Below are 13412 nucleotides of genomic sequence, written 5' to 3' on the forward strand. Positions count from 1 at the left end.
AGGTGATGGGGCGTTTGGAGAAAACACGCAGGAAGTGATGGGGCGTCAGACGGTGCGGACGGCCTCACCGTAGGAGTACTTGGGCTTTGCGTCGCCCCAGGCTTCCTCACCGGGCTGGCCGATGTTGACCACCAGGAAGCTCTTCTGGCCGCCGGCCGGGAAGAAGGCGGCGTCAATCGCGGCGAAGTCGGCGCCGGTCATGGGACCTGCGGCGAAGCCAAGCGAGCGGACGGCCAGGATGAAGTAGCCGGCCTGCAGGTGGGCGTTGTTGTTGCCCGTGGCGGCCGCGAGTGCGGGGTCCGCGTCGTACATGGCCTTGGGGGCGTTGTAGCCGGGGAGGAAGTTGTCCCACTTGCCGGCCCAGTCGGTGTCGTAGCTGAGGATGGCCACGAGCGGTGCGGAGGCGGTCTTGGCCTGGTTGCCACGGGACAGGGCGTTAACCAGGGTGGCGCGGGCCTCGGCCGAGCGGACGTAGGTGACGCGCAGCGGCTGGGAGTTGAAGGCGGTGGGGCCGAACTTGGTGAGTTCGTAGATGGCCTGGGCCTGCTCCTCGGTCACCTCGCCGGTGAAGGAGTTGGCGGTGCGGGCCCGGGCGAAAATGGCGTCCACGGCTGCCGAATCGATAACCGCTTCTTCATGGGCAATGGTCATTGGCGTACCTTTCGCTGCAGGTCACCCGCCTTGCCGCGGTGGCCCCTGGTTGCTTTCCATAGTTGCAACTTCAACTGACCGTTGGCTCTTCCCGCATCAGGGGTGACCTTGGCCACAGCGGGTGCGCGCGGAAACTTGGCGGTATTCTGGACCGAGTTGATCTTCGCCCCCTCGCGGCACCCCCTGAAAGGCATTCCTTCCCATGAGCATGCTCGGAATCAAATGGAAGCTGCACGGCACCGGCAAAACCATCAAGCCCGGCCAGGTGGTGGCCCCCGATGAGCGCCTGGCGTGGCCCCTGACCATCGGCGTGGGCATGCAGCACGTGGTGGCCATGTTCGGCGCCACCTTCCTGGTTCCCATCATCACCGGGATGCCGCCCGCCACCACGCTGTTCTTCTCGGGCATCGGCACGCTGCTGTTCCTGGTGGTCACCAAGGGCCGGGTGCCCAGCTACCTTGGCTCCAGCTTTGCGTTCATCGCGCCCATCACGGCCTCGCAGGCGCAGTTCGGCATCCCTGGCGCGCTGGGCGGCGTAGTGCTGGCGGGAACCACACTGGCCCTGGTGGGTGCCGTGGTGCAGAAGTTCGGCGCCGGCTGGATCAACCGGCTGATGCCGCCGATCGTCACTGGGGCCATCGTTGCGTTGATCGGCCTGAACCTGGCTCCAGCGGCCAAACAGAACTTCGACGCCGCCCCCATCACCGCGCTGGTCACGCTTGTCACCATCATCCTTGTCAGCGTCCTGTTCCGCGGAATCCTCGGCCGGCTCAGCATCCTGGTGGGCGTGGTGGTCGGTTACCTGGTGGCCATGCTCCGAGGCGAGGTGAAGTACGACAAGATGGACGCCGCAGCCTGGGTCGGCCTGCCGCACTTCCAGACTCCCGAGTTCCACCTCGGCGTTTTGGGGCTGTTCGTCCCGGTGGTCCTGGTGCTGGTGGCGGAGAACATTGGCCATGTGAAGTCTGTGGCCGCCATGACGGGGCAGAACCTAGACGGCGTCTCCGGACGGGCGCTGATGGCCGACGGTGCCGCTACCGTCCTGGCCGGCTTTGGCGGCGGTTCGGGCACCACCACCTACGCGGAAAACATCGGCGTCATGGCGGCCACCAAGGTGTATTCGACGGCGGCCTATTGGGTGGCGGGGATGTTCGCCATCCTGCTCAGCTTCTCGCCGAAGTTCGGCGAACTGATCGCCACGGTCCCGGCGGGCGTGCTGGGCGGCGCAGCCACCATGCTGTACGGCATGATCGGCATCCTCGGCGTGAAGATCTGGGTCCAGAACAAGGTCAACTTTTCGAACCCCATCAACCTGACCACCGCCGCCGTCGCCCTGATCATCGGCATCGCTGACTACACCTGGACCATTGGGGACCTGAAGTTCACCGGCATCGCCCTCGGTTCCGCTGCCGCGCTGGTGATCTACCACGGCATGAAGGCCATCGCGAAGGCGCGCGGAACAGTGGCCGAACCCGAAACGGAGCAGGGCGGACTGCCGCCGGCGGTGAAGTCGGCGCTGAACGCAGCCTCGAAGCGCGGCCCCAAGAAGCGCTGACCCCCTGTTCAGATTGCCCCTCCCGGCATCCCGTGTAGGTTGAAAAGACGTCAAGCACTACGTCTGGGGGATCAATGCTTGAGAGTTTCATGCGCCTGCCGAAATCGCCGCCGCCTGCAAACCACCGCCACGTCCAGCAGGCCGACCTGCCAGCAGAGCAGATCTACACCCTGGGTCCGGTACCTCGGAGCCGCGTGGCAGGATGCGTCCTCGCGGTCCTGCTCAGCGCCTGGATGCTGGCCGTGCCAATTGCCCTGATTGACCGGCTCAAGGATGCTCCCGGCCCGGGCGCCGGCTTCCTGACCGGGAGCATTATTACCTTCGCCGCGGTCACCGCGGGCCTCGGCGGTTTCCGCTTCTTCAACGCCAGAGACGTCCGAAGGCGTTTGTCCGGCGCCCTCATCGCGGCCCTGGTTGCAGCCGTCACCGCAGCGGCAGCTTCTGCGCTGCTCCCCGAATACGGCCTGTTGCTGGCCGTTCCGGGCCTGTTGGCTGGAGTGCCTGCGCTCGTCGCCCTGGTGGGGGACCACCGCAGGCACCGCGCTGCCGGTACCAGGAACTAGGCGGCCTGCCCCTGAGGCGCCGGTCCACCCGCCATACCGGGGTTCAGGCCGGCCGCGGGGTGGCCCGGCGGGAATGGCCCCGGACGGCCTTGGCCGAAGACCGGGCCGGGCTGCGGCCGCTTCGCCGCCAGCGCGTCGGCCTGATGCGGCCGCAGCTGCTTGAGCACCCACGGCATGAAGTACTGCCGCGCCCACACCAGGTCCTCGGCCCGGGCCTGCGTCCACCCGTGCGCCGGCAGCGGCCTGGGCTGCAACGGCTTGAGCGCATGCTCCACGCCCAGCGCATTCAGGGTTGCCACGGCCACGGCGTGGTGGCCCAGCGGCGAAAGATGCAGCCGGTCCGGGTCCCACATTGACGCGTGCTGAAGCTCCGGCAGGCACCACAGGTCAACCATGATGGCGTGGTGCCGGGCCCCGATGGTGTGCAGGTGCTCGTTGTAGATGGCCACGCGGCCGCGGATTTTGCCGAATACCGGCGTGTTGCCCCAGTCCGGGCCCGCAAACAGGAGCACGGTGGCACCGGTGGCTGCGAGCGTGCCGATGGCCTGGTCCAGCTTCCCGGCAAGCTTGTCGGGATCGCCGTGCCTGAAGATGATGTCGTTGCCACCGGCGGCAATGGCGACAAGGTCCGGCTTCAGGGACAGCGCCGCGGCCAGTTGCCCGTCGAGGATCTGCCGCAGCAGCAGTCCCCGGATGGCCAGGTTGGCGTACGCAAAGTCGGCACGGCCGGACGCCAGCTCCTCGGCCACGCGGTCCGCCCAACCCCGGAGCCCGCCCAGGCTGAGCGGTTCCGGGTCGCCGATTCCTTCGGTGTAGGAGTCTCCCAGGGCAACGAACCGGCGCCAGGGGTGGCTGTCCGGCCCGTCCGCGATGAAACGCAGCTCCTGCTTCTGGATGGTCATGCTGTCCTCCCTTCTGCGGGAGGCGGGGTTTCCGTCTTCGCCGCAGCGTTCCTGCGGGGTTGCTTTCCGGTTGGAAAGCCCCGCCCCGCCGCCGACGGACGCGGAAGCTCCGCGACGCCGTCGTACGCTTCCTGCCGCAACGCGGACGGCGGTGCGCCGTTCCGGTCCCGGCCGGCCCCCGGGGCCACGACATTCAGGGCCGCGTCCCGGAGGTCAAGCTCATGGTGCAGTGCCTGCGTCTGCAGGAAAAGCAGCGCGGCCTCCCTGCTGAGTCCGTATTCGCTGGTGAGGCTGCGCACGGCCAGGTCCACCAGGACCAGGGAGCTTTGGACGACGGCGAGGCCGGCTGTCGCTTCCGCCCTCTCGGCCATGCGGAACACGAGGCGAAGGGCCCGGGCCATGTGGCGCGCATAGCCCCGAACCCTGACCAGGTCGTCGCTGGTAAACGCGTGCGGCACGCCCGCGTAAAAGGTGACGGCGGCGCTCGTCCCGCCTTCGGCCATGATGGGCACGGAAAGCATCGACTTCACCCCGTGGCCCGACGCCGCACTCGCGTAACCGGGCCACCGCCGGTCACGGCTCAGATCCGATACCAGGACGAATGCCTCGGTGCGCATGGCCTCCATGACGGGCCCGTCGGCGAACGAGCACTGTTCCCGGTCCGCCTCCCGCGCCCGCTCCGCGCTGGCCGCAAGCGTGTGTCCCTGGCCCAGGCGGAAGAGCGTGGCGGCCCAGCCAATACCGCGGCGTTCACCCTTGATATCGCTCATGAAGTCATGGGTGACTTCCCGGAGGAAGGTTTCGACATCCTTGCTGTCGAAGACCGGCTCCGGGGTAACTGGAAGCAGCCCCCAGCCAACCTGCCCCGAAGGTTCAGCCGCCATGTTCCAGCCCTGTTCGAAGCGCTTCGGCCTACTACAAAACCTGGTTCCAAGAATACGTCCGAACCGGGGCCTGGCGGGAGTGGCGGCAGAAATAAGCCTAAAGAGGGGGAAATGGTTCGCTGATATGGTCCCCCTGTACGGCAACAGCTGCACCGCAGCACAGGCCCGGCCGGAGAGGAGCCCCGTTTGGACACCCGGAAGCTGAAGCATTTCCTGGCGGTGGTGGACCAAGGCGGGTTCAACCGCGCGGCCGAACACCTGTTGATCGCCCAGCCCTCGCTGTCGCAGACCATTGCAGGCCTGGAAAAGGAGCTGGGAGTTCCGTTGTTCCACCGGATAGGCCGCCGCGCCGTCCTCAGCGACGCAGGCAAGGAGCTGGTAGGGCCGGCGCGGCTGGTGATGCGGGACCTGGACGCCGCGCAATCCGCGGTTCAGGCATTGCGCGGCGTCCGCAGTGGGCAGCTGGACATTGTCACCATGCCCTCGCCCGGAATCGAACCCCTGACCTCGATGATCGCCGCGTTTACCCGGTCCTACCCGTCAGTCAGATTGAACGTGGAGGCAGCCTTCACGCCGGAGGAGGTCATCGAATCGGTGCGTAACGGCAGCACCGAGATCGGACTGGCCGGTGCTGCCACCGCCATCCGGGTGCCCGGGGTGGAAGTGCTTGCGCTGGAGCGCCAGCCGCTGATCCTGATCGTCAATCCGCAGGCAGACACCTTCGGCCCGGGAGAGGCCATCGCGCGGGAGGACCTGAACGGGCACCGGCTCATCGCCAGCCAGCGGGGATCCCTGATGCGCTGGCTGGTGGATGATGCCCTGGCGCGCGGAGTCAATGCCGAGATCGTCGTGGAAGTGGCCCACCGTACCTCGGTCCTGCCCCTCGTGCTGGCAGGGGTGGGGCACGCGGTGATGCCTTCCTCGTGGGCCCCCACCGCCGGGAAGGCCGGGCTGCGCACGCTCCTCATTGAGCCGGTTTCCCACCTGGAGGTGGCCATCCTGAGCCGCAAGGACGATCTCACGCCCGCGGCGCGGGCCTTCCTGCAGGTGGCCAAGGACCACGCCCAGTAAGCACCGGCGGCGATTGATAGGCGCAACCTATCTGGCGGATCGAATCTTGGTCTTGGACGCCCACCCCGCCGCGCCCGTCTACTTGAGGAGGAAGAAAACAGTGTGACCGGGGCGACACCCGCACACTGCCCGCACTCAACGAGGAGGTAGGCAAATGAGCGCCAACCAGACATTCAGCATCGCTTCAATCCCGGCCGACGGCGTGGGCAAGGAAGTGGTATCCGCCGGACGCCGCGTCCTGGACGCCCTGGCTGGAAACTCGAATGGAAAATTTGCGTTCGACTGGACCGAGTTCCCTTGGGGCAGCGAGTACTACGCCAGGACCGGCCAGATGATGGACCCCAAGGGCCTGGACGCCCTGAAGGACTTCGACGCCATCTACTTCGGCGCCGTCGGCTGGGAAAACGTCCCGGACCACATCAGCCTCTGGGGCCTGCGCCTGAACATCACCCAGAACTTCGACCAGTGGGCCAACATCCGCCCGGTGAAGTTCCTCCCCGGCGTGCAGTCCCCGCTCCGCAAGGCCGACACCACCGAACTGGACTGGGTGGTGGTCCGCGAGAACAGCGAGGGTGAATACGCCGGCCTCGGCGGCCGGAACCTCAGCGGGCGCGGCCCCGGCAACGAGGTGGCGCTGCAGACCGCGCTGTTCACCGAGAAGGGCTGCGAGCGCATCATGCGGTTCGCCTTCGACCTGGCCCGGACCCGGACCGTCAAGAAGGTTTCCTCGGTCACCAAGTCCAACGCGCAGCAGTACGGGATGGTCCTGTGGGACGAGGTCTTCCACCGCGTCGCCCTGGACTACCCGGATGTCCGGACCGAAAGCGTCCTGGTGGATGCCATGAGCGCCAAGTTCATCCTCAAGCCCGAGGACCTCTCCGTCGTCGTCGCCTCCAACCTGAACGCCGACATCCTCTCCGACCTCGGCTCGGCGCTGGCCGGCAGCCTGGGCCTGGCGGCCAGCGCCAACCTGAACCCGGAGCGCCGCTTCCCGTCAATGTTCGAACCCGTCCACGGCTCCGCACCGGACATCGCCGGCCAGGGCATCAGCAACCCGATCGGCGCGATCGCCAGCGCCGCCCTGATGCTGGACCACTTCGGCCTGCACGCGGAAGCCCGCCAGGTGGAAGCCGCCATCGAAGCGGCCACCGGCGCTGGCCACCTGACCCGCGATGTGGGGGGCAAGGCAAACACCGAGGACGTCACCGAAGCCATCATCAAGGCCCTGACGCTCACTCCGGCAGCGGTCTAGGCGCGCAGCAACCTCCGGCGCCGCCATCCGGTTGCCGATTCCAGGCACGGGGCGGCCGGTGAAGCAGTACCGCCGGCCGCCCCGTATCAACTTTCTTCAGAACATCCTCCAGCGACATTCCACAATGAGGTAGGAATCATGGACCACACCAGCACCGCCGCGGCTACAACAGCGGCCCCGAAAACCCGGTGGTACCGCCAGCTCTACTTTTGGGTACTGACGGCGATCGTCATCGGCATCCTGGTCGGCTGGCTTGCCCCGGCAACCGGTATCGCCATGGAACCGATCGGCACCACTTTCGTGAACGCGATGAAGATGCTCATCGGGCCCATCGTGTTCCTCACGATCGTCGGCGGCATCGCCAGCGTGGCGGACCTGAAGAAGGTGGGCATGACCGGGCTGAAGGCGCTGACCTACTTCCAGGTCGGCACCATCTGCGCCCTGGCATTCGGCCTGGTGGCCATCAACGTCTTCCGGCTCGGCGAAGGCGTGAACGCCGATCCCGGTGCCATCAAGACCTCGGACTCGGCCGCCAAGCTGATCGATGCGGGGCAGCACCAGGAATGGTGGCAGTTCATCACCAACATCATCCCCACCAGCGTGGTCCAGCCCTTCGTGGTTGGCGACATCCTGCAAATCATCTTCATTGCGGTGGTCTTCGGGATCGCCCTGAACGCCATGGGCAAGGTGGGCGCCCCGGTCCTGGACGGGGTGCAGCGACTGACCGGGGTCATGTTCAAGATCCTCGGCTTCATCATGAAGGCCGCGCCCCTGGGAGCCTTCGGCGCCATGGCCTTTGCCGTGGGCAAGTACGGCGTCTCATCGCTCACCAGCATGGGCGGCCTGATCGCCCTGTTCTACGCCACATCCATCCTGTTCGTCGTGGTGGTGCTCGGCTCGGTCATGGCGTTCCTGAAGCTGAACATCTTCAGCATGATCCGGCACCTCAAGGAGGAGTACATGCTCATCCTCGGCACCTCCACCGCCGAGCCCGCCCTTCCCGGCCTGATGCGCAAGCTTGAGAATGCCGGTGTCAAGAAGGAAACGGTCGGCCTGGTGGTCCCCACCGGCTACAGCTTCAACCTGGACGGCGCCGCCATCTACCTGTCTTTGGCCGCCCTCTACATTGCCCAGGCCACCAACACCCACCTGAGCATTGGCCAGCAGCTGGGCCTGCTCGCGGTCATGCTGCTCACCTCCAAGGGTGCGGCAGGAGTCGCCGGCGGCGGCTTCATCGCCCTCACCGCCACCCTGGCCACCATCGGCACCATCCCCGCCGCCGGAATCATGCTGATCTTCGGCATTGACAAGTTCATGTCCGAATGCCGGGCCCTGGTCAACTTCACGGGCAACGCCGTGGCCACCCTGTTCATCGCCTGGTGGGACCGCACCCTCGACGCCGACCGTGTGCGCCGCGTCTTCGCCGGCGAAGCCGTGGACCCGCTTCCCGTCACGGCGCCGGGCCACCTCGAGGCCACCGACGGTTCAGGCGCCCACCCCCACAAGGAGCCTGCCCTCCAGGAAGGCGCGACCGGCGTCGAGCCTTCCCTGCCTGCCCGCCACCCCGCCTACTCCGAAACGGCCTGACATGCCCGTCAACACCACCACGGTCCGTGCCCTGATCGCACCCGACAAATTCAAGGGCAGCCTCACCGCAGGCGAGGTGGCACAAGCCCTGGCGGCCGGGCTCCGGTCCACCGCCGGGGCCGCCGGGGCCATCGAATGCGAGCTGCTGCCGCTGGCCGACGGCGGGGACGGCAGCGTGGACGCCGCTGTCTCAGCCGGCTTCGCCCGGCACACCTGCTCCGTCACGGGCCCCACAGGGCAAAGGGTCCAGTCGTCCATCGCCTTCGACGGCGTCACAGCCGTCGTGGAAGTCGCCAACACCTGCGGGATCGCGCTCCTGGCGGACGGCTCCCTGGATGCCCTCAATGCATCCAGCCGCGGTTTCGGTGAGGCAGTCCGGTTCGCCCTGGGCCTGTCGCCCGCGCGGATCGTGCTGGCTCTGGGCGGGAGCGCCAGCACGGACGGCGGCATGGGAATGCTGTCCGCCCTGGGATACGCCTTCCTCGCAGCCGACGGCACGGTACTGCCGGGGACCGGCCATGCACTCGGCAGCATCCACGCCGTCCGCGGTTCCCTCCTGCCAGGCCTGGCAGGGACGGAACTGGTGGTCGCCAGCGACGTCTCCAACCCCCTGACCGGGCCAGCCGGGGCAGCGGCCGTCTTCGGGCCGCAAAAAGGCGCCGGCCCGGCGGATGTCGCGGCCCTCGACGCCGGGCTGGAACACTTCGTTGGCAGGATGGCGGACGCAGGGTTTGGGGCCGCGGCCAGCCTGGCACGGCATGACGGAGCCGGCAGCGCCGGGGGAATCGGATTCGCCTGCCTGCTCCTGGGCGCGCGCCAGGTCTCCGGAGCGGACTTCTTCCTGGACCTGCTGGACTTCGATGCCCGCAAGGCCGGCTGCGACGTCGTCATCACGGGCGAAGGCAGCATCGATGCGCAGACCCTCGCCGGCAAACTGCCCGCCGCGGTGGCCCGCCGCTCCGGCACCCGCACCCTCATCGCCGTGGCCGGCCGCTCCCTGCTCCCCCGGGAACGCTGGGCGGACCTGTCCCTGGCGCAGGTCTACGCCCTGGCTGACTACACCAGCCGGGATTCCGCCAAGGACCCTCTACTGTCCGCAGCCCTGCTCACCCGGATCGGCCGCGACATCGGCCGGCAGATCGGGCAAGGCATCCGCCAGCCCGGCACGTTTGTCCCTTCCGCCGGCTCCGCCGGGCAGTAGCATCGGGAGAGGGAACACCGAATACTCCCTGCTCGCTTGGGTACCTGACCTTGGGCAAGGGGTCTTGGAGCATCCATGCCAGCACGGAAACGAGCAACGGAAAGAGGAGCTTATGCGGGAGCCGGGCACCAGCGAGCGTACTTCGGAAGCGGATGATTCCGCGCAGGCCAGCGTGGAAGTGGAAGAGGACGCGGCGGAGCCGTCACCGGACCTTGAGGTCACGTTCGACGAGCAGTTCTTCGCGGCCCGCCCCAAGGCCCTGCGTCCCATCGCGCGCCGGCGGCAGTTCGTGGGCAGCCGGCCATCCTTCGAATTCGACGGGCGTAACGCGGCATACGTGGAGTGGCTGCGGAACCAGGCCATGCTCGGTGACGCGAACACGCTGGCACGGCAGCTGTCCGGCCAGGCCAGCATGTGGCAGAACTCGTACGCGCACCCCAACCCGCGGGCCGCCGTCGAACGCGCCTCCGTATGGTTCACCGCCTACCCGCTGTCCTTCATCACCCGGACCGGCCAGTCATTCCTGTCCGCCCTTGGCGACCCCGAAATGTGGAAGGCGTTCCGCGAGATCGGGATCCGCGGGATCCACACCGGGCCCGTGAAGCTCGCCGGCGGCATCAGCGGCTGGTCCCACACGCCCAGCGTGGACGGGCACTTTGACCGCATCAGCATGGCGATCGACCCCGTCTTCGGCACCGAAGAAGAGTTCCGCAGCATGTGCGAGGTGGCCGCGGAGCACGACGGCACCGTCATTGACGACATCGTCCCCGGCCACACCGGAAAGGGCGCGGACTTCCGCCTGGCCGAGATGAACTTCCGCGATTACCCGGGGATCTACCACATGGTGGACATTCCCGAGGAGGACTGGAACCTGCTCCCGGACGTCCCGGAAGGCGCAGACTCGGTCAACCTCAGCCCCGACTCGGAGCAGGCGCTGCAGAAGGCCGGCTACATCATCGGCCGGCTGCAGCGGGTCATCTTCTACGAGCCCGGCGTCAAGGAAACCAACTGGAGTGCCACGCGGCCCATCGTGGACACCACCGGCAAGACCCGCCGCTGGGTCTACCTGCACTACTTCAAGGCCGGCCAGCCCTCCATTAACTGGCTTGACCCAACGTTCGCCGGGATGCGCCTGGTGGTGGGCGACGCCCTGCACTCGCTGGTGGACCTTGGCACGGGGGCGCTGCGCCTCGACGCCAACGGCTTCCTGGGCGTGGAGAAGAGCGCCGAAGAGCAGCCCGGCTGGTCCGAAGGCCACCCGTTGTCCGAGGCCGCCAACCAGCTCATCGGCTCCATGATCCGCAAGGTGGGCGGATTCTCCTTCCAGGAGCTGAACCTGACCATCGATGACATCAAGGCAACCTCGGAGGCGGGCCCGGACCTCTCCTACGACTTCATCACCCGGCCGGCGTACCACTACGCGCTGGTCACCGCCGATACCGAGTTCCTGCGGCTGACCCTCCGCCTGTCAATGGAAATCGGGGTGGACCAGGCCTCACTGGTGCACGCTTTGCAGAACCATGACGAACTCACCTACGAGCTGCTGCACTTCGCCGCCGGCCACCGGGAGGAGATGTTCGAGCTTAACGGCGAGGAACTCACGGGCGCCCAGCTGGCCGAGAATGTGCAGCAGACCCTGCGGGACCGGCTCACCGGCGAGAATGCGCCCTACAACGCCGTGTTCACCACCAACGGCATCGCCTGCACCACGGTCAGCTTCATCATGGCCGCCCTGGGGATCAAGGACCCGGCCGCCGTCACCCCGGAGCAGGAGGCGCAGATCCGGGATGTGCACCTGCTCCTGGCCATGTACAACGCCCTGCAGCCCGGCGTCTTTGCCCTGTCCGGCTGGGACCTCACCGGCATCCTGGCACTGGACCGCAGCAGCGTGGGCGAGCTCACTTCACAGGGTGACACGCGCTGGATCAACCGCGGCGCCCACGACCTCATGGGAACCAGCCCGGACGCTACCAACTCATCGGCGGGAATGCCGAGGGCCCGCAGCCTGTACGGTTCACTGCCGGACCAGCTGCGGGACCAGGACTCATTCGCACGGCGGCTGCAGCGGATCCTCGCCGTGCGCGAGGAAAACGGGATCGCCACCGGCACCCTCCTGGACGTGCCCGACGTCTCCAACCGCGCCGCGCTGGTGCTGGTCAACCGGCTGAAGGACGGGGACCTGCAGGTCACCGCCCTGAACTTCTCCGGCCAGGACATCACCGGCAGCATCCAGTCCAACGAACTGCCGTCCGGCGCCAACGTCCAGGACCTGTTCAGTGGGGAGACCGTGGCGCAGGTGGACGACCTGCACAGCTTCTTCCTCGAGCTGCCTGCCTACGGCGGAACGGCCCTGCTGTTGACCGAGGCGCCCGAACCGGAGGCGGAGGCGTAAGAAGCCGCCGGATGGCGCCGGGCACCGCCCCGGCGCTACCCGGCGATGGCGCCTGACAGCGTGGCTTCAATGATGGCAGGCGAGAGCACGTACTGGGTGACCAGCTGGCTTGCCCCGAGCACGGCGGCCTGGCTTCCGGCGCGGGAGACATTGATGCGCAGGTGGGAGGTGGCCAGTGGCGGCGAGCGCCGGTACACCACCTCGCGGATGCCGGCCACCAGGTGCTCTCCTGTTTCGCCCACGCTGCCGCCCACCACGATGACGGACGGATTGAGCAGGTTGACCACCGTGGCCAGTACCTCGCCGATGTCCCGGCCGGCCTGGCGCAGGGCCTGGATGGCCTGCAGGTTGCCGTCTGCGGCGAGCCGGAGCACGTCCGCGCCCCTGGCCACGTCCAGTCCCTGCTCCTTCAGGGAACGCACGACGGCGGGACCGGACGCCAGCGCCTCCAGGCACCCATAGTTTCCACAGGCGCAGAGGACATCCGCGCCCCGTCCCACCTGGACGTGGCCAAGGTCCCCCGCCGTGCCATTGGCCCCGCGCTGGAGTTGGCCGTTGCTGATAATGCCGGAACCGATGCCGGTGGCAACCTTCACGAAGAAGAAGTTGCTGTGTTCGGGCCAGTGCGCGGACTGCTCCCCGAGCGCCATGATGTTCACGTCGTTGTCCACCAGAACGTGGACGGGCAGGGACTGCTGGACGTAGCTGACCACGTCGAACCCGTCCCAGCCCGGCATGATGGGCGGCTTGACGGGCTTGCCGGTGTCATGTTCCACCGGCCCGGGCAGCCCGATGCCGATCCCGGCCAGTTCCGAAACGGTCCGTCCGGTGGACGCCAGCAGCTCCTTGCCCTGCGCCACCACCTGGTCCAGCACGGCTTCCGGCCCGTCGGCCACCTGCTGCGCCAGCCGGTGTTCGGCCAGGATGTTTCCGCCAAGATCCGTCAGGGCAACGATGACGTGCGTAGCGCCCACGTCCACGGCCAGCACCAGGCGGGCAGACGGGTTGAAGGCAAAGCGCGACGGCGGCCTGCCGCCGCTGGAGAGGGCTTCCCCTGCCGGGCCAACCAGGCCGGACAGCATAAGCGCATCGATCCGGGAGGCCACCGTGGAGCGGGCCAGCCCTGTGCTCAGGGCAAGCTCGGCGCGGGTGCGGGCCCTGCCGTCGCGGAGCAGTTGGAACAGGTCCCCGGCACGCGACAGGCTGCCGACGTCGGAGTCTTTTCCGGCCTGCCTGCCCGTCGTTGAAGTCATGTCTAAGTCATAACACTGTTACTTAGTGCTGTCACCACAGCAGAAGAATGACGCGAAACAAACAACTTTTGCTTGACGCGCGTCAAAAGTACATCTACGTT

The 13412-nt window shown here is 67.4% G+C and carries 11 protein-coding genes; 7 read left to right on the forward strand and 4 right to left on the reverse strand.

The window, feature by feature from the left end; genetic code table 11:
• Nucleotides 1-45: 45 nt before the first annotated feature.
• The gene (locus NIBR502771_RS04170; protein WP_141158622.1) at nucleotides 46-651 is read right to left on the reverse strand and encodes a malonic semialdehyde reductase; all 606 of its coding nucleotides are present in this window, start codon (nucleotides 649-651) and stop codon (nucleotides 46-48) included.
• 202 nt (nucleotides 652-853) lie between these two features.
• Here NIBR502771_RS04170 and NIBR502771_RS04175 point away from each other — a divergent pair, with 202 nt between their 5' ends.
• Together NIBR502771_RS04175 and NIBR502771_RS04180 are read left to right on the forward strand one after the other, a co-directional pair.
• Nucleotides 854-2206, forward strand: a complete 1353-nt coding sequence (locus NIBR502771_RS04175) for a uracil-xanthine permease family protein (protein ID WP_141158623.1) — start codon at nucleotides 854-856, stop codon at nucleotides 2204-2206.
• 74 nt (nucleotides 2207-2280) lie between these two features.
• The gene (locus NIBR502771_RS04180) at nucleotides 2281-2769 is read left to right on the forward strand and encodes a hypothetical protein (protein WP_246839806.1); all 489 of its coding nucleotides are present in this window, start codon (nucleotides 2281-2283) and stop codon (nucleotides 2767-2769) included.
• Here NIBR502771_RS04180 and NIBR502771_RS04185 read toward each other — a convergent pair.
• Together NIBR502771_RS04185 and NIBR502771_RS04190 are read right to left on the reverse strand one after the other, a co-directional pair.
• The gene (locus NIBR502771_RS04185) at nucleotides 2766-3671 is read right to left on the reverse strand and encodes an SGNH/GDSL hydrolase family protein (protein WP_141158624.1); all 906 of its coding nucleotides are present in this window, start codon (nucleotides 3669-3671) and stop codon (nucleotides 2766-2768) included. The genes NIBR502771_RS04180 and NIBR502771_RS04185 overlap by 4 nt on opposite strands.
• Nucleotides 3668-4555, reverse strand: coding sequence for a GAF domain-containing protein (locus NIBR502771_RS04190; RefSeq protein WP_141158625.1), 888 nt, complete (start codon nucleotides 4553-4555; stop codon nucleotides 3668-3670). Before NIBR502771_RS04190 ends, NIBR502771_RS04185 begins: the two co-directional genes overlap by 4 nt.
• A 186-nt stretch (nucleotides 4556-4741) precedes the next feature.
• Between NIBR502771_RS04190 and NIBR502771_RS04195 the strand changes: the two genes are divergently transcribed.
• From NIBR502771_RS04195 to treS, 5 genes are all read left to right on the forward strand, one after another.
• Nucleotides 4742-5626: a LysR family transcriptional regulator gene (locus tag NIBR502771_RS04195; RefSeq protein ID WP_141158626.1), complete on the forward strand. Its 885-nt coding sequence runs from the start codon at nucleotides 4742-4744 to the stop codon at nucleotides 5624-5626.
• A 154-nt stretch (nucleotides 5627-5780) separates the two neighbouring features.
• Nucleotides 5781-6878, forward strand: a complete 1098-nt coding sequence (locus NIBR502771_RS04200) for a tartrate dehydrogenase (RefSeq protein WP_141158627.1) — start codon at nucleotides 5781-5783, stop codon at nucleotides 6876-6878.
• A 138-nt stretch (nucleotides 6879-7016) separates the two neighbouring features.
• Nucleotides 7017-8465, forward strand: a complete 1449-nt coding sequence (dctA, locus tag NIBR502771_RS04205) for a C4-dicarboxylate transporter DctA (RefSeq protein ID WP_246839807.1) — start codon at nucleotides 7017-7019, stop codon at nucleotides 8463-8465.
• A gap of 1 nt (nucleotide 8466) precedes the next feature.
• The gene (locus NIBR502771_RS04210; RefSeq protein WP_141158628.1) at nucleotides 8467-9666 is read left to right on the forward strand and encodes a glycerate kinase; all 1200 of its coding nucleotides are present in this window, start codon (nucleotides 8467-8469) and stop codon (nucleotides 9664-9666) included.
• 112 nt (nucleotides 9667-9778) lie between these two features.
• On the forward strand, nucleotides 9779-12058 hold the full coding sequence (gene treS, locus NIBR502771_RS04215; protein WP_141158629.1) for a maltose alpha-D-glucosyltransferase: 2280 nt from the start codon (nucleotides 9779-9781) through the stop codon (nucleotides 12056-12058).
• A 35-nt stretch (nucleotides 12059-12093) separates the two neighbouring features.
• On the opposite strand, the gene NIBR502771_RS04220 is transcribed toward treS, so the two are convergent.
• Nucleotides 12094-13311, reverse strand: coding sequence for an ROK family transcriptional regulator (locus NIBR502771_RS04220; protein WP_141158630.1), 1218 nt, complete (start codon nucleotides 13309-13311; stop codon nucleotides 12094-12096).
• Nucleotides 13312-13412: the final 101 nt, after the last annotated feature.

The sequence above is a fragment of the Pseudarthrobacter sp. NIBRBAC000502771 genome (assembly GCF_006517215.1).
Lineage (GTDB): Bacteria > Actinomycetota > Actinomycetes > Actinomycetales > Micrococcaceae > Arthrobacter > Arthrobacter niigatensis.